Origin of the sequence: Streptomyces sp. ALB3 (assembly GCF_044385685.1) — a bacterium.
Classification (GTDB): Bacteria; Actinomycetota; Actinomycetes; order Streptomycetales; family Streptomycetaceae; genus Streptomyces.
In genome coordinates, this window is sequence record NZ_JBISCE010000003.1 from 412870 (window position 1) to 434716 (window position 21847).

Annotated in this window: 18 protein-coding genes and 1 pseudogene; 6 read left to right on the plus strand and 13 right to left on the minus strand. The window is 68.2% G+C overall.

Translation table 11 applies throughout. From position 1 onward, the window contains the following. Window positions 1-537, plus strand: a complete 537-nt coding sequence (locus ACHFIV_RS03800) for an NUDIX domain-containing protein (RefSeq protein WP_398963398.1) — start codon at window positions 1-3, stop codon at window positions 535-537. Between the two features lie 78 nt (window positions 538-615). Here ACHFIV_RS03800 and ACHFIV_RS03805 read toward each other — a convergent pair whose 3' ends face one another. The 7 genes from ACHFIV_RS03805 to ACHFIV_RS03835 form a co-directional block, all read right to left on the minus strand. After that, the gene (locus ACHFIV_RS03805) at window positions 616-2316 is read right to left on the minus strand and encodes an ADP-ribosylglycohydrolase family protein (RefSeq protein ID WP_398963401.1); all 1701 of its coding nucleotides are present in this window, start codon (window positions 2314-2316) and stop codon (window positions 616-618) included. A gap of 17 nt (window positions 2317-2333) precedes the next feature. After that, window positions 2334-2996: a DarT ssDNA thymidine ADP-ribosyltransferase family protein gene (locus ACHFIV_RS03810; protein ID WP_398963404.1), complete on the minus strand. Its 663-nt coding sequence runs from the start codon at window positions 2994-2996 to the stop codon at window positions 2334-2336. Further along, window positions 2993-4351, minus strand: a complete 1359-nt coding sequence (locus ACHFIV_RS03815; protein ID WP_362955807.1) for a 3'-5' exonuclease — start codon at window positions 4349-4351, stop codon at window positions 2993-2995. The genes ACHFIV_RS03810 and ACHFIV_RS03815 overlap by 4 nt, the downstream gene beginning before the upstream one ends. Window positions 4352-4669: 318 nt before the next feature. Continuing rightward, window positions 4670-5302 carry a DUF6000 family protein gene (locus ACHFIV_RS03820; RefSeq protein WP_398963406.1) on the minus strand — a complete coding sequence of 211 codons (633 nt, stop codon included), beginning with the start codon at window positions 5300-5302 and terminating at the stop codon, window positions 4670-4672. A gap of 3 nt (window positions 5303-5305) precedes the next feature. Beyond that, window positions 5306-6037, minus strand: a complete 732-nt coding sequence (locus tag ACHFIV_RS03825; protein WP_398963409.1) for a HEAT repeat domain-containing protein — start codon at window positions 6035-6037, stop codon at window positions 5306-5308. Continuing rightward, window positions 6034-6420: a CPCC family cysteine-rich protein gene (locus tag ACHFIV_RS03830; protein ID WP_398963412.1), complete on the minus strand. Its 387-nt coding sequence runs from the start codon at window positions 6418-6420 to the stop codon at window positions 6034-6036. Before ACHFIV_RS03830 ends, ACHFIV_RS03825 begins: the two co-directional genes overlap by 4 nt. Window positions 6421-6781: 361 nt before the next feature. After that, a complete protein-coding gene (locus ACHFIV_RS03835; protein WP_398963415.1) occupies window positions 6782-10306 on the minus strand; it encodes an NB-ARC domain-containing protein in 3525 nt (1174 codons plus the stop codon). A 333-nt stretch (window positions 10307-10639) separates the two neighbouring features. Here ACHFIV_RS03835 and ACHFIV_RS03840 point away from each other — a divergent pair, with 333 nt between their 5' ends. Beyond that, window positions 10640-10969 (plus strand): hypothetical protein, encoded by a 330-nt coding sequence (locus tag ACHFIV_RS03840; RefSeq protein ID WP_398964245.1) that lies wholly within the window; start codon window positions 10640-10642, stop codon window positions 10967-10969. A 240-nt stretch (window positions 10970-11209) separates the two neighbouring features. Here ACHFIV_RS03840 and ACHFIV_RS03845 read toward each other — a convergent pair. The 4 genes and pseudogenes from ACHFIV_RS03845 to ACHFIV_RS03860 form a co-directional block, all read right to left on the minus strand. Next, a pseudogene (locus tag ACHFIV_RS03845) lies at window positions 11210-11514 on the minus strand (DNA-binding protein); the annotation flags it as partial. Next, complete coding sequence (locus ACHFIV_RS03850; protein WP_398963417.1) at window positions 11514-11765, minus strand: hypothetical protein; 252 nt, start codon at window positions 11763-11765, stop codon at window positions 11514-11516. The pseudogene ACHFIV_RS03845 and the gene ACHFIV_RS03850, both read right to left, overlap by 1 nt. Window positions 11766-11780: 15 nt before the next feature. Continuing rightward, window positions 11781-12596: an alpha/beta fold hydrolase gene (locus ACHFIV_RS03855; RefSeq protein ID WP_398963420.1), complete on the minus strand. Its 816-nt coding sequence runs from the start codon at window positions 12594-12596 to the stop codon at window positions 11781-11783. A 111-nt stretch (window positions 12597-12707) separates the two neighbouring features. Beyond that, window positions 12708-15293 (minus strand): glycosyl hydrolase family 65 protein, encoded by a 2586-nt coding sequence (locus tag ACHFIV_RS03860; RefSeq protein ID WP_398963423.1) that lies wholly within the window; start codon window positions 15291-15293, stop codon window positions 12708-12710. A 91-nt stretch (window positions 15294-15384) separates the two neighbouring features. Here ACHFIV_RS03860 and ACHFIV_RS03865 point away from each other — a divergent pair, with 91 nt between their 5' ends. Next, window positions 15385-15867: a cupin domain-containing protein gene (locus ACHFIV_RS03865; RefSeq protein ID WP_398963425.1), complete on the plus strand. Its 483-nt coding sequence runs from the start codon at window positions 15385-15387 to the stop codon at window positions 15865-15867. 21 nt (window positions 15868-15888) lie between these two features. Here ACHFIV_RS03865 and ACHFIV_RS03870 read toward each other — a convergent pair whose 3' ends face one another. Further along, window positions 15889-17004 (minus strand): threonine synthase, encoded by a 1116-nt coding sequence (locus tag ACHFIV_RS03870; protein ID WP_398963428.1) that lies wholly within the window; start codon window positions 17002-17004, stop codon window positions 15889-15891. Between the two features lie 92 nt (window positions 17005-17096). After that, window positions 17097-18452: a glycoside hydrolase family 18 protein gene (locus ACHFIV_RS03875; RefSeq protein ID WP_398963430.1), complete on the minus strand. Its 1356-nt coding sequence runs from the start codon at window positions 18450-18452 to the stop codon at window positions 17097-17099. Window positions 18453-18729: 277 nt separating this feature from the next. Here ACHFIV_RS03875 and ACHFIV_RS03880 point away from each other — a divergent pair, with 277 nt between their 5' ends. The 3 genes from ACHFIV_RS03880 (at window position 18730) to ACHFIV_RS03890 (ending at window position 21827) form a co-directional block, all read left to right on the plus strand. Beyond that, on the plus strand, window positions 18730-19482 hold the full coding sequence (locus ACHFIV_RS03880) for a GntR family transcriptional regulator (protein ID WP_398963433.1): 753 nt from the start codon (window positions 18730-18732) through the stop codon (window positions 19480-19482). Window positions 19483-19685: 203 nt separating this feature from the next. Continuing rightward, on the plus strand, window positions 19686-21407 hold the full coding sequence (locus ACHFIV_RS03885; protein ID WP_398963435.1) for a purine-cytosine permease family protein: 1722 nt from the start codon (window positions 19686-19688) through the stop codon (window positions 21405-21407). Between the two features lie 237 nt (window positions 21408-21644). Next, window positions 21645-21827, plus strand: a complete 183-nt coding sequence (locus ACHFIV_RS03890; protein ID WP_033298025.1) for a hypothetical protein — start codon at window positions 21645-21647, stop codon at window positions 21825-21827. Window positions 21828-21847 lie beyond the last annotated feature (20 nt).

Sequence of the window (21847 nt, forward strand, 5' to 3'; positions counted from 1 at the left end):
ATGCCCAACAACCCGCCCGACGAAGGGAACCCCGTGGCCCAGCAGACCGACAACCGCCCCCCAGCCCTCAAGCCGGCGCTCGACTCCATGACCCTGCTGGTCGCGGCCGTCATCGTCCACGACAAGGCCACCAACCGCGTCGTGCTCCTCCAGCGCAGCGAGAACGCCAAGTTCGCCCAGGGGATGTGGGACCTGCCCGTCGGAAAGAGCGAACCGGGCGAGCCCATCACCGAGACCGCAGTCCGCGAGCTCTACGAGGAGACCGGCCTCACGGTGAAGCCCGAGTCCCTCAAGGTCGCGCACATCATTCACGGAGCCTGGGGCGTTGAGTCCCCCAATGGCTTCCTCACGGTCGTCTTCGCCGCTCACGGCTGGACCGGCGAGCCGGAGAACCGTGAACCCCATAAGCACTCTCAGGTCCGCTGGGTCGATGCCAACGCCATCCCCGACGCGTTCGTGGACACTACGGCCAGCGCCCTCCACCACTATCTCAACGACGGCGCCGCGGTCTCCGCGATGGGTTGGCAAAAAGCGTGAGCATCATGCTCCCTGAACTGAAATTAGGGATCTGAGTCCTCGCGGTCGGCCACCGTCTGAGGCGATCCGGCGGGCAGGCTAGAACGTACGGTGCGTCTGACCGGCGTGCAGCCTGATCTCAGCTTGGATGGTTGCAGTGAAGGCGATCATTTGTTCCGTTGTACCAAGCTCGGCGATGCGTCGAACGGCATATCCGATGGCCTGGTCAGTGCGCCCCTGAGCACGAAGCCATTCCAACATGGCATCGACATCAAGGTCTTGTCCCCCGCTGGGGCGCCGGCGGTTAGGACCTGCGGGTTCTCGGTGCTCTGGTGGCGTTGTCACGGGCATGAGCTCAATTTCCTGCTGGACCATGCTGTGCGTGGGTTCCGACTGGGCTGGGTTCGACTCTTTGTGAACTGTACCCCTCTGTAGGGGCGCAGGGCATTGTGTGGCTGGCAGCTCGTCCAACACTGTGCGGTGCTTGGCCAGGACGGTCTGACCGAAATTTAGCGTCGTCCAGGACCAGGAAAATGACTGAGCGGTCCCAGCCAGCGTCAAGCTGTCGGACAGACCCAGCCCGGCCAAGGCAGGCTTGCCCTCCACCAGACCGACAGCGCCTGCCTGGGTTCTGGGAGCCTCCCAATGGAGGAGATCCGGGTAGGTGAAGTTCTCCATGTGCTCTCGGTTTTCCGCGGAAATTGCTGCGAGGCGGACGGCTTCAGTCGCAATGTATTTGTAATCAGCGACATTGGAAGGCGGTTCGTCGTTGGTAACGCTTCCCACCAAGGCGGCTGCCATCGTGGCGATTGTGTCTGTGTCTGTCCCCACGGCCTGAGCGGCGATTTGCAGGATGGAGATGGGATGGCTTGAGCCGGCAACCGCCAAGGCTAGGGCGGCGACAACTGTATTCGTCCCGCTCCCTCTGGTGGCGGGTGAACGCAAGTCAAGCTTTTCGATAAGTAGCTCGTAGGCGGTCCGAAGGGATTCGAAATCCTCCTCCTGTAGCGCGGTGTTGCCGGAATGTGCAAACTCCTCGGCCGCGTTAAACATCTCGATCACTTCGAGGACCGTGGCCTCCCAGGCAGCGTCTAGTGTTTTCTCGGCGCTGCGCTCCCAGGCGGAGCACCACAAGGAGAGCTCTGAGTGTTGGCGGATTATCGAGGGAAATTGATGCATTTCGTCAGCGATGCTGACCCACTCGACGGGGTGTGGAGTTCGGCCGCGATCGAGCATGAACCCCAAAGTCATCGCGTGAAACAGGGCGCCAACAAGGGCTCGTGGGTGACCATGGGTGATCACAGCATCGATTAGAACATCCAGAAGATGCGATCCAACCCGACTCGGTTCCTGCGCCGCCCAGATATGGGGTTGCACACGCATTGCGGCGCCATTCCCTCCAGCGTCAGTCCACCCTTTGTAGAAGTTGCCGAACCAGGGAACACCAGTGCCGGCGATATGGGATGCCGCCGCCTTGGACGCCTTCCCGCCACCAAGGGAGTAACTAGTCCAGACAGGAAGCTCGATCTTCGAGAAGACTTCAGGGTCGAAACCACTAGGGCGGATCGCTCGTCCGACTGCCAGGCGAAGTTGTGTGTCATCGCTATAAGTTCCGGCGGGTAGTGGAACGGTTACCCCAAATTTTCCACCAATACGGCGTTTCCACTCGACCGGATGCTGCAGGGTTCCTCCGGCTAGGCGACGACGGAGGCCCGCCTCGTCGGTCAACTCGCTGATGAATCCAAGTGCATCCGCCCAGGCTGCCCATAGCGCCGAGTGCAGTCGCTGCTGGATGTGCATACTTGCATCATTCGGGCTCATGTGAAGACCTTGGGTGCGCAGATGATAGGAACGGTGGGGGCTGATGGGAAGCTGGCGAACCAGCCGCTGATGTCGTCTGCGTGATGCTCCTCGCGCACATATATGCGCTGCAGCTGCGCCAGAGGTAGGCGGCTCGGGTACAGGACTTCCGCCTGTCGGTCAGTAGTCCAAGAGGTTGGCTGCCCGACTCTTCGTACCATCGGCTGAGAGTAGCGCCCGCTGACCACCTCGGCGAACAGTGCGTTCAATCCGTCCGCGCCCGTGCCCCTGCGAACGGAGGGGTAGATGTTGTTCGTGGTTGTGAAATAGACGCCAGGAGCGCTCAAAATCTCGGCTTCGAAGCTTAACGCGGCCCACCACACTTCATCGACCTCGTGCCATCGCTTGCTGGCATCGAACATGGAATCGTTGATGCGGGAAATGCTGAGATTGACATAGTCAAGCCAAGCGTGATCTTTTCGAGTGCTGCAATTTGGTGTATAGATGTGCTCTACATATTTCTCGGATGGGAGTTGCCGTCGGCTGAGTACTGCGGATGTGCCAAGAATTCCTAGCAGTCCGAGATTGGTTGTGAAGTGGAGTGCCTCGGAGATCTCCCGGCTCGTAATGATCGATTCGACCGTATCCTTGGTCTCCGGGGCGTCCTGGGTGGACGTCACAGGCGCACTTCCTTGTACGTGCCGACGGCCAAGAGGTTGATAAGCGTTGACGGATCGTCGGCCTTGTATCCCAGGGTCACGGTCTCACGGGACCGACCTACGCCCATGGCTAGCAGTCTGCGGAGCATGTCCAGCATTGCATCGCCTTCCTCGTCGCCGTGGGGGGTGACCTGCTGGTTCAAGCCAAGCATGAACACATGGTCGAATTCCAGCCCCTTGGCCGAGTGGATGGTGCAGAGGGCGACTGACTCGGGCCCAGACGGCCAACCGGATGCGCGAGTCAGGTCACACCAGGCGATGCCTTCGCGATCCAATTCCTGTCGTAGGTGGTCGAACCATCCGCCGCCCTTCGGGTGGAGAAACGCGACAGACTCGCTCGTCAGGTCGATCTCGGTGCGCAGACGTCGGATCGCGTAGCGCACTTGAGCGCCGAAGCGGCCAACCGCGACAGTAGGGAGCGGGCCGTCGCGATCGGATGCGTGGAAGTCAGGGAGTGATCCGTCATCCTCGTTGGGTAGTCCTTCAACGAGTCCGCGCGCGAAGGCAGCAACCTGCCGGGTGTTCCGGTAGTTGCTGCGCAAGACATGGGAGTTCACGAGCTGGACGCCAGCCTCGGGCCAGGTGAAGAAGCGTGGGTAGATGCGCTGAGTCGCGTCCATGACGAATGTCGTGGTGTGTTCGGCACCAACGTGTGCAGCGATTGCACGTACCTGATTGGCGCTGAAGTCCTGTGCCTCATCTACGATCACGACATCCCAGGCCGGGTACCCTTCCACCAAGGCAGCTTCCGCGGCGATGTCGTTCCAGTCGCGCCAGCCCTGCTTCTCTTTGTGTGCAATATATGGAAGGACCACGTCGGTCAGTAGGCGCTGGCGAAGTGCTCGCTCGACGCGGGGAGCTTGACCTCGCCCTTCTCGGCGGGCGCCTAGGTAGTCCTCCAATTCGTCGGGGCGGAAGCGTCCCATGAGGTATTCGACCTCGTCGATGACGAAGTCGATTGGAAGTGGAACCGAAGCAGCCAAGCTGCCGATGGCCGGCCGGGTTCGCTCGCGATCGACGAGGCCCTCATTGCCGACCATCCCGACGGCCCACTTGCTGAAGGTCGAAACGTGAAGGATCAGCCCCGGTGAGCCGGAGACTTGCTGACGGGCTAGTTCTCCGACGTATCCCTGCAGAGTCTTGTTGTAGGTAAGTACCAGCACTCGCACAGGGTCGACTAGTTGTAGTCGCTCGCGACGGCTAAGCCTGGTGGCGCACAGCTGCCGCAGGCGCAACAGTGCGGTGGTGGTCTTGCCGCTCCCGGCGGCGCCACGGACCAGATGAAAGCCCGGCCGCGTGTCGGCCAGGATCCGCATCTGCTCTGGGCTTGCTTCAACGTGTGACAGCAACCTCATGTGCACCCCCCACGGTTGGGTCCGGTGTTACGGACTCGCATGCCGTTCAGGCTAGGCCGAACGGAAGGAGCGGGTGTGACTTTCAGTACATCGGGTGAGATGTCACATGTGGGATCTGGGCTGATTCCAGGAAGCAGGCTCCAATTTGTCGGAGACCGGGGCGGTCATCGTGGCCAGCTCGACGTGCGTCTGGGGCGGGCGAGCGCGGGGGTACATCCACACGGGTCCGGTGTGCGTGGTCGAGGAGGGACTTTGTGTAGACGCAGCCGAGGGCTTCGTCTACGGCTCAGTCCAGCTGTTGGCGAAGTCGCATTGCAGGTCCGTCCAGCGGCGCGGCTCGTCGGGCACGTAGCCCTGGTGGCCGCACAGGTGGGGCAGGGCATTGAGCCACTGGTCCCAGAGGCCGTCGGGCTGGGTGAAGCGGTCGGCGTGGTGGGTGCCGAGGTGGGCGTCGAGGCGGAGGAGGGCGCCAAGGGCTGCGGGCTGGTCGTAGCGGAGGTCGGTGCGGGGGAGGTAATGGTCGAGGTAGGCGGTGAGGGTCTCGGCGTCCGCGTGGGTGCCGAAGCGGGCCAGGGCGAAGCAGTAGGCGCTACCGGAGAAGCAGACCTCGCTGGCCAGGAGCAGATCGCCGATGCGTTCGCGGAACCGATCGCGGCGGTCGACGCCGATCAGCCACGCGGCGGTGAGGCGCGAGCGCCACTCGTAGCCGAGAAGGGCTTCCAACTCGGCATCGGTGATCGTGGCCGCGTCGTCGATGAGGTGATGGGCGAAATGTTGGGCGTGAGGCCACTCGGGCCGAAGGAATCGACCACCTTTCAGGATGAGGTAGCGCGCGTGGCCCGAGTCCTTCCTTGCCGCGTAGCGCTTGATCACGTAGCCGTAGCCGATCTCCTCGGGGTGCTGGAACGGCATCGGTCACCTCTCCGGGTGCAGGTCGGTCCGGTCGATCCAGGTGGGAGCAACGAAGATATTGTCGGCGACGGGGGCTTCGGTGGCTTCCAGGAGGGACCAGGCGCGGGCTTCCTCGACCAGGTGCTCCCAGGGCGCGGTCCAGTCGAGCTGCCAGTCGAGGCCGGTGCCGGAGACGCCGTACGTCTGGCCGGCGTCCACTCGCCAGAACTGGGAGTAGAGGACCAGTTGGGAGTGGTCGGCCAGGTCGTCGATGATCTCCGCGAAGTGGGCCGAGGGCCAGCCGGGGCTGTCCGGTCCGGTACTGGCTTGCAGCCGGGCGGTCAGGGAGGGGACGACGGGGCTGCGGGCGCCGAGATCGGTTAGGGCCCAGCGGATGGCGACGGGTTCGGACTCGTCGGGTGGAGTCCGCCGCTCCAGGCAGGCGCGGTAGGCGCGGCGCAGGGGCTCAATCGCGTCCTCGATCTCCAAGCTCGCCAGGGCCGAGGCCGCCCAGTGCCGGACGGTGGGGTTGTCGCCGTCGAGCAGGGTGATCAGGGCGGGGCCGCAGCGGGGGTCGGCGACTTCCTCGAAGACCTCGATGACGGTCAGCTGCCCGAAGCCCCCGAGGGAGGGGAGGGCGTCGAGGATGGCGAGGGTGGCGGCGGATCCGATGTGGATCAGTTCAGCGCGGGCGTCGTAGGACTCGCCGGACTCGCCGTCGAGCTGCTGGGCGAGCCTCTCGATGTGGGTGGTCATGACGCCGGGTGGTCGCGGCGCCAGAAGCTGGGGAGCCACCAGCAGAGCACTGAGTGGTCATCAGGCCACGGAATGCGGTCCTCGGCTCCCCAGTCCTCGAAGGAGTCGCGCGTCAGGTCGATGGGGCGCCAGGCGGGGTCGAGCAGTTCGTCCTCGGTCGGCGGGCGGACGTACCGTCGGCCGTGCTCGGCGCAGGCGCCGAAATCTTGGTAGTTGCGCTGGGCCTCGATCAGGGAGACCTTGTTCGCCCCGTCGGCCATGGTCGGCCAGCGGAACTGGACCCCGTCGTCCTCCCAGAAGCAGACGGGGCAGATCTCGTACGAGCCGGGCATCGCGTCCAGCACGCGATGTCCGCAGCACGGGCAGGGGTAGAAGTTGCTCACCTGCGCAGTCTCCTTGGAGGTCCCGCTGGTGAGCCATGCATTTCTCTGACTGGGTGCCCGGCCAGTCCGCAGCCAGTCCGCAGGACACCCGTAAACGGCCGTCGGGAGCCAACGCGTGCCAACCAGGAAATCCCAGGTCAGAGCCCTGAAGGGGGATCCGCCGCAGGTCAGGATCTGGCTTCAGACATTTCGCTTCAACGTCTGATCACCTACCCACAGACGGCCTGACCTGTGAGAACGCGGGTCAGGCCGTTGTGCTGTCCGCAGCAGTCCGCAGAACTCCAGCCCGCAGGGCGACACCAGGTCGGATGCCGTTCCCTATGTTCACCCGAGGGCGGGCTGTTCCGGACCGCCTTTACTTTCAGGCTTCCAGATCGGTTGAGGCAGCCAGCGTGGCGGAGGCGGAGAGTACCCGCGCGAAGTCGGCGACCGCCGCCCCGTTCACATGGGCGATTACCTTGCCGAGCTGCCCCTCCCAGTCGGGGCGGAACTCGTACGCGAGCAGGTGCCCCTCTCGGTGCGTGGCTGGGCTGCAGCCGAGCAGAGCATCCAACCCGGGTACCGGTAGAACGGTGGGAGCCCGAAAGATCGCGTGCTCTGCCGTGTTGGGGCCGAATCGGCTCTGGCCGAGCAGCAGCGCCGGGTCCACCAGTCGCCTAGCTTCCTCGCACCAGACAGCCACGTGCCCCAAGACCTCTCCATCTTCGGTGACCATTGGCGGGAGCCTCCACTTGGGCAGGTCTAGGAGACTGCCGTCGCCTCGGGTCACTCGCAAAGTTGCGGGTAGCAGTTGACCGTCCAACCCCAAGGAGCGCAGTGCCGCAGCGAACGCGAGGGATAGGAAGGTGGGGGAGGGTGCCGCCTGGCCTCCCAGGTGGTAGGCAGTGGCTCCGACCAAGCTGTACAGCAGCCGGGCCTCGGGCGGAACGGCCTGAGCAAGCGCTACGGCGTCGAGCCAGGGGAACTCGGAAATCCGGTAGGTGCCGGCGTCACCCGAAGGTGGCAGCGGGACAATCGGCGGCGCGCTAACGCCTAAATATTCGGAACCCTTCTCCTGGGTGTCCAGCTCTCCCAAATCCAGGTAGCGGCGCGCCGTAGTTGCGAGCGCTACATGGCCCAGCCCCGCCGCCTCAAACAGCCCGAGGGCCTCGTGCATGAGAGCGCGGACCCTCTTGCTATCCCCGTCTGAATGCCCCACCAGATACCGAGTCATGGCCAGAACTGCGCGACGCTGGAAGACAGGGGCCAACACCTCCGGCCCGGCCTCGGTGTGTGCTCGTAGCAAGGCCTCCGCCCGGTCGATCATCGACTCCGCAGCCTGGAGAAGCCATGCCTCCGTGGCGAGGCCCTTCTCATGTCTGTTGAGACTGCCGACCATCACAGCATGTGCCGCCTCCACCATGTGGTCCGCATGGTGGCGCACGATCGTCGTGGCCGTCCGCTCGTCGGGCTCGGGGATCGCGGCGGTGATGGCGAGGGCTTCCTCCAGTCGGCCCTTGGATGCTCTGATGGTCGCGTCCAGGAAACGCAGCTCCGTGTTCGCCTCAGCGTCGGTTGGAGCTTCTGCCCTGGCCTGGTCGATGACCAGTGCCGCGTCGTCCCAGTTCTGGATCCACACGAGCACTTGTGCTTGTTGCAGCCGGGTTCGGAGCGCGATCGCGGGCTCCACGTCCTCGCGTCGCAGCACAGCTTCGAGCCGGGTGCTCGCGCGAGCAATATCGGCGTACCGGTCTTGCGCCACGGCCGCGCGCATATCGGACTCGTGGGCCAGCAGCAGGTGTTCCAAGCCCTCCCCGTTGAGCACCTCCATACCCTCCAGCAGGGTCCAGCCAGTTCGCGCCGCTTCCGCGGCTTCCTCGAAGCGTGACTGATTTAGTAGGCATTGAGCCAAGATGGTCATCGTCGCGGCCCGCCGATAGACAGGATCGTCCACTACCCCGTCTCCCGCCTGCTCCACGATGTCCAGAGCCTCGCGCAACAGCCCTTCGCTGCGCAGCAGATCACCGTGCACGTTCATGATGGCTCCGGCGACATTGGCCAGCAGCGCGACGGTGTTGCCGTCCCCATTGCCGCTGCCGCGTACGTTGTGTGCCACATGAACCGCGTGCTCGATCAGGACGGCAGCCTCAGCCCAGGCGTGCTGCTTCTGGCACTTCACCAGCCGCGTCACCAGCTCGAACTGGAAGCGCCCTTGCATCACGTCCACGGCATCGCCGTCCAGCATCGCGCGGATGACCTCTTGGACGATGCGATGGATCGCCAGCACGCCGTCCCGAGGGTCGATCAGGGAGAATCTGCGCAGCTCTGCCACGGCGCCATAAGCCGCGGATTCGGGCGGAAGGTCGAGCGTGGCGAGGTGGAGTGGAATGAAGTCCGGCGCGAGTAGGGCACATCGGGCGAGTAGTTCGGCGGCGAGATGTTGTGCCGAGCCCTGGGAAGACTGCAGCGCCCGATCGAGTACCTTCCCCACGCTCAGGGTCACCGCCGCTGTCAGCGTCACACCCGGCCGGTAGTCGAGTGGCACGAAGCCAGACTCGTTGAGCAATCGGGTCCGGCATTCGGCGAGTTCCGCCAGATAGGTGCCGACCGGGCACTGGGTCGCCGCGATGTAGCCGATGGCCTGGGAAATGCCGAGCGGGATGCCTTCCACCGCGTTAACCAGCGCGGACACCTCCGCCGTGGAGACATCCGGCAGGCGCTCCCCGGCCCAGGCGGTGGCCTCGTCGGCTTTCATCCGTTCTACAACGAGCCCGCCGTCCGCCGCGGCCCAGGCCGAGTCGCGGGTTGTGACCAGCACATGTGCCCCGTCGCAGGCGGGCACCAGTCCGTGCAGCTGGTCCTGGTCAGTGACGTTGTCGTAGACCAGCAGCAGCTGGGGGCCCAAGCGCGCTAGGCGGGAGCCGACCTGGGCGAGGATCTCCTCCTCGGTCGTCGCCCCGATCCCCTGCTGTTCCTCGGCGACCATCCGCCGGTATGCGGCGAGAACGTCCTCCCGGGTGTCGGAGGGGATCCACCAGACGAACTCGTATGAGTCCCGGTACCGGTGGGCGTACAGCCGGACGATGCTCGATTTGCCGATTCCGCCTAGTCCGGACACCACCACGCGGGCTGTGCCCGCATCGGGCTCCCTCTCGAGTCGCTCCCTGAGCACCCTCAGCTCCCGGTCACGGCCGCGCACACCGACAGCTGAGGGGACCTCCCGGAAGAGCGCGCGGCCGGGCCCGAGCGCCTTGATCGCCCCCGCCCCGGGCGCGGCGTGGCGTCCGTGCAGGAGCACCGGAAGCTCGTCCAACCGGACCGTGCGCCGGGCAAGCATGCGGTCCCCGGACCATTGGAACATCTTCACGAAGAGTGCGTCGACAGTGCCGTCGACCTCTGCCGCGGCCATGGCGACGGGGGACAGTCGCAACAGTTCCAGCCGGGCCTGGTCGAGGATCTGCTCCCACGGGCCGATCCGGGTCTCGATCTCCAGCCGTCGCAGCAGCGCGTGATCCTCGGTGGTGAGCGTGACGGAGGCCGGCACCAGACCCTCGCACTCCGCCAGCCACCGGTTGGGGTCCGCTATAGCTCGAGCTCGGGCCACCGCGTCCCGCAGCGCCTGGCCCGACGGGTGCACGGGGGCATCCGAGAGGAACCGAAGCACTGCCGTACCGCCGGGATCTGCGGCCCCCCACCGGCGGGCCAGTCGCACCAGCTCCGTACCGGACCACGAACCCGGTTCGACGCGGGTCTTCGCCTGCGCGAGCAGCAGCGGCCGCCCTTGCGCGTCGCGTACCTCGAAATCGATAGCCTCGTCGGCGCCCTCCACCCGGAAGGCCGCAGCATCCGGGTACTCCTCCGGGGCGCGGATGAGCTGCAGGATGGCGCACGCAGTTTGGAATCCCATGCCCCGTGCCGTATCGACTCCACCCACGTGGCGTATCCCCCTTGGCTTCGGCTGGCCCCTCAGCATGCCGGATCACACTGACAGTCAGGCCTGAATCGCAGCCGTTCACGACCTGCCACGCCAGTTGCCCCGGGCAAGGTGGGGCGGAGCAAGCCGTGGAGTACCCCGCGAACAACGAGATCCGGGGCCTCGAGGCCAGAGGAGGACTGTGCCGACTGAACGGAACAGCCGCACCAATTCGCCTTCTACCCGCTTCAGGGCGACGGCGGAGCTTGGCGCGCCACGGCCGGGTCCCTGGAGAGGGCTCTCAGGGAGGCATTCCCCGAGCCCGCTGTGGACTATCGGATCTCGGGGATCCACAGCGTTCCCGTCCTCGATTTCGAGATCGAGCTGGCATCCGGTGTATGGATCGACGGGACGGCGTCGATGCCCAGACCCGACTACGCCTACATCACCCTGACCGACGTGACTGCCGGCGAAGCCGCTGTCTTCGCGCGGTGGCTCCGGGACTCCTTCGTGCCCGCGCCGCACCTCGTCTGGTTCGCGAGCAGCCTTGCCGTGGCGAACGGCGACCAGGATCCGTGGCCGCTGCCGGCCGAGGGCCGCGACGAAGACATCGCCGCGGAGCTGCGCAGGCACCTCGCCTCCGTCGAAACCCCGTAGGTCAGTCCGCAGGCAGTCCGCAGGACACCCGTAAACAGCCGCCGGGACCCAACGCACACTAACGGAGAAATGCCTGGTCAGGGCGGGAAATGCGGCTCCGCCCCAGGTCAGGATCGATCCGCAGACATTCCGCTTCAACGTCTGACGAGCAGTCAAGAGTTGTGCCCGGCCCGCTTGTCGATGGGTCGGGCGCAGGTGTACGTCCGCGTGGAGTCCTTGTGCCGCGAAGCGCTGAAGTCGCTGCGGTGCGGTGCGGGCGAAGGCGGCATCGATGGCGTACTTGTGGCCGTGGAGGCGGTGGCTGCGCAGGAGGGCTGCGGCCTGATCGGTGATCTCCTTGGTGACGTCGTGAACGTCGACGTGGGAGAAGACCCACTTGATGCGGGCGGGGTGAATGCGCTCGTAGTCGGCATCGAGGGTGGTCATGGCGCTTGAGCCACGCGGACGCCTTCCTCCGATGCCGCTTGGACCAGGGCCATGACGGCGCGGTCCTTGCGGTAGAGCTTCGAGAGGCCTTCGCTGTCGAGCAGTAGGGTGCCGGGCATCAGGCGGCGGCCCCGCCGGCCTGTCGGTGGTCATGGCGTAGCAGCGTGCGGGCGGCTTCGATCTCCTCGCGGGTGAGTTCGTCATTGTCGGTCTCGAAGTCGGCGACGATCTCCCGGAGCTTGTCCATGGCGACCCGTTGTTCGAGGGCTTCGGCAACGTAGGCGGAGAAGCCGCCGGGCCCGACGTGGGCGCGTGCGGCTTCGGCGAGGTCCTCGGGCAGGCTGATCGAGTACTTCTTGCTACTACTCATGGCGGCCGCTGTCCCTCAGTGGTGGGGGGCCACCCGCGTGCCGAGGAAGTGCAGGAGCGCGTCGTTGAAGGCGGCGGGCTGCTCGACGCCGGGGAGGTGGCCCGCCCGCTCGATGACGACGAGATCGGCGGAAGGGATCAGGCGGTGTGTGGCCCGGGCGTCGCTCACCGGGATGTAGAAGTCGTCGGCGCCGACCACGACGAGGGCGGGCACCGTGGTCCCGGCGAGGGTGTCGCGGTAGTCGGGCCGCTCGGCCCTCCCCCGGAGGGCGGCGGCGGCCCCCGCAGGGGCGGTGCCGCGCATCATGGACAGGACGTGCTCGGCGACGTCCGGACGAGCCGTGACGGTGTACGGGGCGATCATCTTGTCGATCACTTCGTCCGCGTAGCCGCCCATGCCCTCCGCGAGGAGCCGGTCGGCGAGGGCGTTGCGGAAGGTCTTGCCGTCCTCCGTCTCGGCGACGGGGGACGTGTCGGACAGGATGAGCCCGCGTACGCGACCGGGGTGGGACCGCAGGAACTCCATGGTGATCTGGCCGCCCATGGAGACACCGCCGATGACGACCTGCCGCAGGCCGAGCGTGTCGAGCAGGGCGGCGATGTCGTCCGCGAAATCGGAGAACGGGCAGGTGCCCGGCACCACTTCGCTGCCGCCGTAGCCCCGGAGGTCCGGTGTCACGACCCGGTACCCGGCAGCCGAGAGCGCGGTGACCTGAGGAGCCCACATGGTGTGGTCGAACGGGTGGCCGTGCACGAGCACCACCGGTATGCCGTCCGGCGGCCCCTGATCGTCGTAGCGGAGGGACACGCCGTTGACCACGGTGCTGATCATGTACGGCACTCTAGTTGCAGCGGCCACCGACGCATGGGGCTTTCGGGATTTCCCGTTCCCCTCGGCCACCGGGGCCGCGCGAGGCGCGGGCGGGGCCGCGCCCGCGGTCGCCTACGCGCCCGTACCGACAGTCAGTTCCGTCACTCCCGTCGGTTTCTCCGCGTCCGCCGAACGGACCGTCAGCCGCACCCGGCGTGCCGTGGCGCCCGGTTCGTACGGGCGCCAGGTGCGGCCGTCCAGGGAGGTCTCCAGGGTGTGGGAGGCCGGTGCGGTATCCGTCCAGCGCGGCGTCAGCGACACGATCCGGGTCACGTGGCGCAGCGCCACCGTCAGCGTGCCCGACGCGCCGTCCGGTGACCAGGACGTCGACGGGCTGCCGTCCACCGCCGCCCCGGCGTACAGGCCGGGGGCCTCGGAGGTGGCCGTCGCGGGCCGGCAGCGGGCGGCGTCGGATGTCGGGGTGAGGTCGGGGCGGCGGGTGGGGAGGCTGAGGGAGCCGGAGAGGCGGCGCGGGCCCTGGGGTGTGTGGACGGTGAAAGGCGCGCCGTCCGTCAGCCGGACCGTGGTCGTCCTCGGGCCGATCGCGACGTCGTACGTACGGCCCCGGTAGCGCAGCCCCGTCAGCTCCACGCCGTCGCGGAGCTGCGGGGGCAGCAGCGGGTCGAGGCGTACGCCGTCCTCCCGCAGCCTGAGTCCCGTCAGCCCGTGCGTGAAGACCTGGAGGAGCCCGCCCTTCCCGGTGAGGAAGTCCTCGGCGGGGAAGCCCGACAACGGGTCCTGCGCGCCGGACTTCTCGCCCCGCGCCTCGGAGAAGAGGTGGTACGGGCCCCGGACGAACGGGCGCACGGCGCGCTGGAGGTAGGTGTACGTGGCGCAGCCCGGCTGACCGATCGCGGCGGCGGCGATCGCGTGCACGGAGTCGGTCATCGCGGGGCCGTCCGGGTCGGTCCGGGCGGCGTAGTGGTCGAGGGTCGCGGCGGCGGCTCCCTCCTCCATCGGCCACTCCAGCGGGTAGATCAACAGCACCGCGTCGGCCTGCTTGATGGTCGAGCCGTTGTAGCCGGCGTACTGGAGGAACACCTTCCGTCCGGTGTCGTACGGGATGCGGAGCCCGTCGGCGACCCGGGTCCAGCCCGCGGGTGCCGGGTGGCCGAGGACCACGGCGGCGCGGGTGGCGTTGCGCAGGGCGGTGGCGGCGACCGCGTTGGTGAAGACGCCGTCCGTGACGCCGTTGCTGTACTCGTCGGGGCCGGCGACGTTCTCCACCGAGTAGCTGCCGTCGGAGTTCGCCGTGGCGCGCGACTGCCAGAAGTCGGCGATGCCCTTCAGCAGTGGCCAGCCCCGCCCGGCCAGCCAGGCGCGGTCGCCGGTGGCCAGGTAGTACTGCCAGACGGCGAGCGCGACATCTCCCTGGAGGTGGATCTGGGTGAGGCAGTGCGGCGGGTCCCAGCTCTGGCACTCGGAGTCCAGGCGCCCCCTGCTCGCGCTCGTCCAGGGGAAGAACAGGCCTTCGTGACCCAGCTCCCTGGCGTTCGCACGGGCGGCGTCACGGGTGCGGTAGCGGTACTCGACGACCGACCGGGCCAGTTCGGGGCGGGTGGCGAGCAGCCCCGGATAGATCCAGGTCTCGGCGTCCCAGAACACCATGCCCGCGTAGTTGTCGCTGGTCAGCCCCGCCGGGGCGATGCTGTCCGAGGAACCGGGCCGGGTGCCGGCCAGCAGCCCGTACTGCGCCGCCCGCAGCCAGGCCTGCAGGCCGGGACTGCCCGGTGTCCTGACGTCAGCCGCCCAGGCCTCGCGCCAGGCCGCCGCGTTTCCGGCGAGGACCGCGGACCAGCCGCGCCGGGCCGCACGGTCCGCCGCCGCCCGGGCGGCGGTGAGCGGCGTGCGGGAGGTGAGAGAGGTGTCCACGCCGACGTACTTCTCGAAGGTGTACGAGCGGCCGGCCCTGACCCGGGTCGTCCGGGCGCCGTCGGTGCCCCGCTGGACGATCGCCCCCTCCGTCTCCGTGCCGAGCGTGCGGAACGTGCCGTCCGCGGCGACCGTGACCCGGCGAGCCCCGCGCTCGTCCAGCCGGCCCGTCACCGTCGCGGTGCCGCTCCAGTGCGGGGTCATCCGCAGGCGTACCGCGCCGGTGTGCACGTCGGACCGGTCGGCCAGCACCTCGTAGGCCAGGTCGGTCGCGCGGCCGTCGGCCGTGGTCCAGCGCAGGGAGGTGACCACGACGCCGCAGCGCAGGTGAAGGGTCTGGCGGTAGCGCGAGATACGGCCGCGAGGAGTGGCCGAACCGTACGTCTCGGAGCCGACGCGCACGTCGAGCGTGGTCCAGGAGGGGAGTGCGGCGATCACCTCGCGGCCCTCGGCCAGGCTCGCGTCGCGCGCGTAGAGCCCGGAGACGAAGGCGCCGTCGTACCGTGGTGTGTAGAGGGGCCAGCCCGTCTTCCCGCCCGTTGCGGCGTACCCCGCGCCGACGGCGGGCACCCGGTGGCCCAGGTAGCCGTTGCCGACGTACGGGTCGTATCCTCCGGCCTCCCCGAAGACGGTCGACGTCGGCGTCCAGGAGGCGCCGTCGGACGTCGCGGCCCTGCCGCACACGGGGGCCGGGGCGGGCCCGGCGGCGTGGGAGAGCGGTGGCGGAGGGGCGATCAGCGTACCCGCGACGAGGGGCGCGAGAAGAGAGATGCGCTTGAGGCTCACCGTACGAAGGTAGGCAGCGGGACGCCGTCGGTGCGGTACCGGCGCGCGGGACGAGCGGACCGGTCCCAGGGCCGGAGGCAGGGAGAGCGGCATGTCGTATCCGGACCCCGTCCACACGGGCGGTGAGGGCGAGATCAGCGCGCGGTACCGGCCGGCCGGCACCGCGCCGGACTTCCTGCCACGCAGCGGAGGCAGTACCCACTACCTGGCCACGTCGGAGTCGACGCACGGCGAGTTCGGGCTCTACCGGATCAACATGGGCCCCAGGGCGGACGGCCCCGCCGAGCACTTCCACCGGTCGATATCGGAGTCCTTCTTCATCCTCGACGGCACGGTACGGATCTACGACGGCGAGCGGTGGACCGACGCCACGGCGGGTGACTTCCTGTACGTGCCCCAGGGCGGGCTGCACGCCTTCCGGAACGACTCGGACGAGCCCGCGTCGATGCTGCTGCTCTTCACGCCGGGCGCGCCCCGCGAGGAGTACTTCGAGAAGGTGGGGCAGGTCTCCGACTGGCCGGAGAAGGAGCGGGCGGAGTTCTTCATCAAGCACGACACGTACTGGACGGACTGAACACGGCGGGGCGCGCCTGCCTCAGGGGGCGAGGCCCGTCTTGAGGCCGGCCCCGCAGAGCGGGACGACCACGCTCCGGTCCGTCACGCCGCCGACAGCCGCCCAGCACGCGACGCCGGTCGTCTCGACGAAGAAGCCGCGCGCGGCCAGGTCCCGCTGCGCCGCGCGGATCTGATCCTCCGTGACGGTCAGGAAGGTGCCGCCTGACTCGCGGACCGCCGCGAGGATCTGCCGTGCGCGTGGCGGCCGGGGGATGGCGATCCCCTCGGCCAGGGTGGGCGCGGCGTGGCCGGGGGCGCCGGGCGGCACGTCGGCACCCGCCCGGAACGCCTCGGCCAGGGGCGACACGGCCTCCGCCTGCACGGCGAGCAGGGCGGGGCGACGGTCGATCAGGCCGTCGGCGAACAGCTCCGCGGTGGCGAGTGCGGCGCCCAGGAGCAGGGTGCCGTTGCCGACCGGTACGGCGAGGGCGTCGGGCAGGGTGCCGCCCAGGTCCTCCCAGATCTCGTAGACGTACGTCTTCGTGCCGTGCAGGAAGTACGGGTTGAAGACGTGCGAGGCGTAGAACGTGCCGGGGGCGCCGGCGGCGGCCCGGGCGGCGGCTGCCGCGGCCTCGCGCCCGCCGGGCACGGTCACCAGTGAGGCTCCGTGGGCACGGATCTGCTCGGTCTTCTTCGGCGAGGTCCCCTCGGGGACGTACACCGTGCACGGCAGCCCGGCCCGGGCACAGTACGCGGCGACGGCCGTTCCCGCGTTGCCGCTGCTGTCCGCGACGACCTGCTCCGGGGCGAGCCTGCGGGCCAGTTCGGCCAGCATCACCGCGCCGCGGTCCTTGAAGGAGAGCGTGGGCATCAGGAAGTCGAGCTTGGCCGAGACCTGGGCCGTGAGGGGGACGAGGGGGGTCCGCCCCTCGCCGAGTGAGACGGCCGGGGCGGACAGGGGCAGAGCCTCCTCGTAGCGCCACAGTGAGTTGACGCGTCCGCTCAGCGTGTCCAGGCGCACCGGCGCCGAGGCGCCCCTGTCGAGGTCCCAGGGGCCTCCGCAGGCCGGACAGCACCAGGCCCGCGCGGTGACGTCGGACCTGGTCCCGTCCTGGGGGCAGAGGTATTCCGCTGTCGGCATGGGGGAGTCGGCCATGTGCCCAATCTATTACCCGTGTCCGGACGGTCCGCTTCCGGTGGGGGCCGCGCGGGACGGATGGTCACGCGCGGCCCCCACGGGGGCGCCCTCTAACGCCGCCGCAGTCCCCGGTCGACCGCGGTCATCAGCTCACCGTCGTCGGTGTCGCCGTCCAGCGACCAGAACATCGCGCCGCCGAGGCCGCGTTCGCGGATGTACGAGGTCTTGGCCCGCAGCACCTGCGGGTCGTCGTACGTCCACAGGGTATTTCCGTCGAACAGCCAGGCGTGGCCGTTGCGCGTGTCCCGGTGCACCGTGTACTGCCCGGAGTCGGCCAGCTTCCTGAGCGCCTTGTAGTCCTCGTAGCCGGGGGCGTACGTGGCGGGAGCGGGGGACGCGGCCGGCTGGCCCAGTCCGTCGCCGCCTCCGGTGACGCCGGTCCAGCCCTGACCGTAGAACGGCATGCCCATCACGAGCTTGCGGGCCGGGGCGCCGCGCCTGATCCAGTCACGGACCGTCTGGTCGACGCTGAAGTCGCCCCTGGCGTACAGCGCGGACTGCTGGGCCGTCGTCGCCTCGCCGGAGACGTGGAAGTCGTAGCCCTGGAGGTTGACGAAGTCGAAGTCCCGCATGATGCGGGGCACGTCGAATCCGGCGTCGATCTTGGCGGGCGCCGTGGGGACGAAGGCGGACAGCTCGTAGTGCTTCGGTTTGGTCCCTCCCTTCCGGCCGCTCTTGGCGTAGGCGTCGAGCTGGGTCCGGAACTCGTGCACCAGTGCGGTGAAGTTCCGCTTGTCCTCGGGGCGGAAGACCGTGTCCGTGTCACCGGCGGAGCCGGGCCACTCCCAGTCGAGGTCGATGCCGTCGAAGAGTCCTGCCGCGGCCCCCTCGCCTCCGCGTGCGCCGTCCTGGGGCAGGTTGCCCTTGATGTACAGGTCGATGCAGGACGAGACGAGGGCCTTGCGGGAGGCGGCGGTACGGGCGGCGTCCGAGAAGTGGGTGGACCAGCTCCAGCCGCCCAGCGAGATCATCACCTTGAGGCCGGGGTGCTCGGCCTTGAGCTCGCGCAACTGGTTGAAGTTGCCCGCGAGGGGCTGCGTGTCGGTGTCGGCGACGCCGTCGACCGATCCGGCGGCGTCCAGCGGTCGGGCGTAGTCCGCCCAGGCGTCCGCCTCGCCGGGCACGTTGCCCGTGAAGCAGCGGCCTTCGGCGCTGACGTTGCCGAACGCGTAGTTGATGTGGGTGAGTTTGGCCGCGGTGCCACTGGTCTCCAGGTCCTTCACCTGGAAGTCACGCCCGTAGACGCCCCATTGGGTGAAGTAGCCGACGGTCCGGTACGCGCGGCCGTGATGGCCCGTACCGCGGTCGTGCTGGTCCTGGTCGGCCGTGGCGGCGGGGGCGAGGCCTGCCAGCAGGGTCAGGGCGCAGGCGGCTGTGGTCAGTCCGGTCAGGGTTCTTCGGCGCATGGGGCTCGTTCCTGTGCGTGTTCCGGGGTGGTTCCGGGTGGCGGATTCCGGTGGTGTTCCGGGTGCCGGCGGGGCAGCGGGAGCCGTGCTGTGCACAGGAAGGTATTGGTCTGGACCAAAAAGGGTCAAGAGCCTGGGCGTGCCCGCTCGCACGGGGGCCGGGTATGCGCTGGTGGGCGGGTAGTCATCACTTCGAGTGAAACTCTGGCCTCCGCTTGCGGTACTCAACCCACGGTTGCCACGCTGTTGCTGTCTGTCAACCTGTTGGGAGTGGCCTGTGCCTTTCGGTCAGCAGCCCGCCTATCTGCGCGTGGCGAGCGATCTCAGGGAGAAGATCGTCAACGGCGCGCTGCCGCCCCATACCCGCTTGCCGTCCCAGGCCAGGATCCGCGAGGAGTACGGGGTCTCGGACACCGTGGCGCTGGAGGCCCGCAAGGTGCTCATGGCCGAAGGGCTCGTCGAGGGCCGGTCGGGCTCGGGTACGTACGTGCGTGCGCGTCCCGTCCCCCGCCCGATCGCCCGCTCCGGCTACCGGCCGGGCGCGGGGATCGATCCGTTCCGCCAGGAGCAGACGGCGGAGGGGGTGCGGGGGACCTGGGAGTCCCGCAGCGAGCAGGAGGGTGCGAGCGCCGAGATCGCCGAGCGGCTCGGTATCGAGCCGGGGGACCGGGTGATGCGCACGCGGTACGTCTTCCGGGAGGCGGGCGAGCCGATGATGCTGTCCACGTCCTGGGAGCCCCTGGCCGTCACCGGCCGTACGCCGGTGATGCTTCCGGAGGAGGGCCCGCTGGGCGGTTGCGGCGTCGTCGACCGCATGGCGGCGATCGACGTCGTTGTGGACAACGTGGCGGAGGAGGTCGGTGCGCGCCCGGGGCTGGCGGAGGAGCTCCTGGCGCTCGGCGGCGTGCCGGGGCATGTGGTGATGGTGATCGGGCGGACGTACTACGCCTCGGGGCGGGCGGTGGAGACGGCCGACGTGGTCGTTCCCGCCGACCGCTACCGGATTGCCTACCATCTGCCGGTCAAGTGACCGCAGGGGTAGCTGAGGTGGCACGTGGGACGGCTGTGGTGACCGCTGGGAGCGACAGCCTGTCCGCCTTCCGTGATGCGGAGTTAACAGTCCCGCGCCGGGCGTAACCGGCGGGCAACCGTCCCCCGTCACGGCTTGTCATGTCCAAGTCTTACTTTCCCGTTCGTCACCGCACACCGGACCGACGGACGGGAAGCCACCCGATGACGGACATCGCAACGCCCACGACGGGCGAGGTGCCGCGACAGGAGCCGCAGGAGGACTCCCCGGCACCACGGCGCAGCTATGCCGCGCTCGCCGCCGACGAGAGCCGTGAGGACTACTCCCTCCGCTACGCCCCCCACTCCTTCCGGCGCTGGTCACCCTCGATGGTCGCGGGGACGGCGCTCGGCGGCATCGCGTACCTGGCCGACTTCGCGATCGGCGCGTCGATCGTCTTCACCTACGGCTTCACGAGCGGACTCGCCTCGATCCTGACCGCGGCGGCGATCATCTTCCTCACCGGCATCCCGATCGCCCGCGCGTGCGCGAAGTACGGCCTGGACATGGACCTGGTCACCCGCGGGGCGGGCTTCGGTTACTTCGGCTCGACGCTGACCTCGCTGATCTACGCGTCCTTCACCTTCATCTTCTTCGCGCTCGAAGGCTCGATCATGGCGCAGGCCATGCACCAGGCCGTCGGACTCCCCGTCGAGGTGGGCTATCTGGTCACCACGCTGATCGTCATCCCGATCGTCTTCCGGGGCATGGGCGCGCTGGCCAAGGTGCAGGCCTGGACGCAGCCGGTCTGGATCATCGGCATGGTGCTCCCCTTCGTGGTGCTCGCCGTCGAAGCCCCCGGCTCCTTCGGCGCCTTCGGCTCCTTCACCGGTACGGAGGGCGCCGCGCCGGGCTTCTCCTGGATCGCCTTCGGGCTCGGCACCGGCGTCGCGCTCTCGCTCATCGCCCAGATCGGTGAACAGGCCGACTACCTGCGCTTCATGCCCGCCAGGACCGAGGCGAACAAGCGGCGGTGGGACATCGCCGTCCTCGCCGCGGGCCCGGGCTGGGTCGTCATCGGGGCCGCGAAGCAACTCGGCGGCGCCTTCCTCGCCTTCGTCGCCCTGGAAGCGGTCGGCAAGACGCACGCGCTGGAGCCGATCGCGCCGCAGATCGAGGCACTGAAGCCGTGGCTCGGCTCCTTCGCGCTGCCGGCCGCGGCCCTCTTCGTGATCGTCTCGCAGATCAAGATCAACGTGACCAACGCCTACAGCGGCTCACTGTCCTGGTCGAACTTCTTCTCGCGGATCACGCACAAGCACCCGGGCCGGGTCTGGTACATCTTCCTCAACCTCGCCATCGCGCTGACGCTGATGGAGATGAACATGTTCGCGGCCCTGAACAAGCTGCTGGGCTTCTACTCCAACGTGGGCATCGCCTGGATCACGGCCGTCGCCGCCGACCTGGTCATCAACAAACGCATAGGGCTGAGCCCTCGGTACATCGAGTTCAAACGCGCCTACCTGCACGCCGTCAACCCGGCCGGCTTCGGGGCGATGGTGATCGCTTCGACCGTCTCGATCCTGGCCTTCTTCGGTCTGTTCGGCAGGCACGCCGAGGCCTTCTCCACCTTCATCGCGGCCGGACTGTCGCTGGTCCTCTGCCCGTTGATCGCGTGGCTGACCAAGGGGAAGTACTACCTGGCCCGGCCGAACCCGGTGAACGGCCCCGACGTCGTGATCGCCGACATCACCGCCACGCACACCTGCGGGGTGTGCGAGACGTCCTACGAACTGCCGGACATCGCGGACTGCCCCGTCCTTTCGGGGCCGATCTGCTCCCTGTGCTGCTCGCTGGACGCGGAATGCGGGGACGCCTGCCGCAAGGAGCCGGGGGCCGGCCCGGTGCTGATGCCGATGCCCGTCGTGCGGACACCGTCCGGCTGAGCGGGGAGGGCGCCGGACATCCGGCGCGAGGACGCCGGCCGGCTGACGGGGGACAGGGGCGCACTCGGGAGAGTGCGCCCCATCGGTATGGCCGGATGCGTGTCTCTTTGTGTAAAGACGCATCCGCTGAGTGAAGGTCAGGCGTACGCTCGGGCATATGCGTACTGCGGTTTCCTGGGGATCCTTAGAGACGTGCACGCCGGTGGGGAGAGGGGCGGGATGCTGGGGAGGAACGCCATGACGGACAGTGGGGCCGTGCTGCCCTGGCTGGTGATCAGACAGGACGACAACGGCAACAGGTACCGCGTCGGGCGTTATGCGACGCAGGACGAGGCACAGAAGATCGCGGACGGCCTGGACCGCCACGGGCACAAACAGCTCTACTGGGTGGAGCGAACGAGCCGGAGCGCGCGCCCGTAGGCACCGTGGGCCGGGGGAGG

Bases quoted from the DNA above. Each gene is read 5' to 3' on its own strand.
- ACHFIV_RS03800 (WP_398963398.1), top strand. From the start codon at position 1: ATGCCCAACAACCCGCCCGACGAAGGGAACCCCGTGGCCCAGCAGACC.
- ACHFIV_RS03805 (WP_398963401.1), bottom strand. From the start codon at position 2,316: ATGCACATCCAGCAGCGACTGCACTCGGCGCTATGGGCAGCCTGGGCG.
- ACHFIV_RS03815 (WP_362955807.1), bottom strand. From the start codon at position 4,351: ATGCGGATCCTGGCCGACACGCGGCCGGGCTTTCATCTGGTCCGTGGC.
- ACHFIV_RS03820 (WP_398963406.1), bottom strand. From the start codon at position 5,302: ATGCCGTTCCAGCACCCCGAGGAGATCGGCTACGGCTACGTGATCAAG.
- ACHFIV_RS03825 (WP_398963409.1), bottom strand. From the start codon at position 6,037: ATGACCACCCACATCGAGAGGCTCGCCCAGCAGCTCGACGGCGAGTCC.
- ACHFIV_RS03835 (WP_398963415.1), bottom strand. From the start codon at position 10,306: ATGGGATTCCAAACTGCGTGCGCCATCCTGCAGCTCATCCGCGCCCCG.
- ACHFIV_RS03850 (WP_398963417.1), bottom strand. From the start codon at position 11,765: ATGAGTAGTAGCAAGAAGTACTCGATCAGCCTGCCCGAGGACCTCGCC.
- ACHFIV_RS03855 (WP_398963420.1), bottom strand. From the start codon at position 12,596: ATGATCAGCACCGTGGTCAACGGCGTGTCCCTCCGCTACGACGATCAG.
- ACHFIV_RS03865 (WP_398963425.1), top strand. From the start codon at position 15,385: ATGTCGTATCCGGACCCCGTCCACACGGGCGGTGAGGGCGAGATCAGC.
- ACHFIV_RS03870 (WP_398963428.1), bottom strand. From the start codon at position 17,004: ATGGCCGACTCCCCCATGCCGACAGCGGAATACCTCTGCCCCCAGGAC.
- ACHFIV_RS03875 (WP_398963430.1), bottom strand. From the start codon at position 18,452: ATGCGCCGAAGAACCCTGACCGGACTGACCACAGCCGCCTGCGCCCTG.
- ACHFIV_RS03885 (WP_398963435.1), top strand. From the start codon at position 19,686: ATGACGGACATCGCAACGCCCACGACGGGCGAGGTGCCGCGACAGGAG.
- ACHFIV_RS03890 (WP_033298025.1), top strand. From the start codon at position 21,645: ATGACGGACAGTGGGGCCGTGCTGCCCTGGCTGGTGATCAGACAGGAC.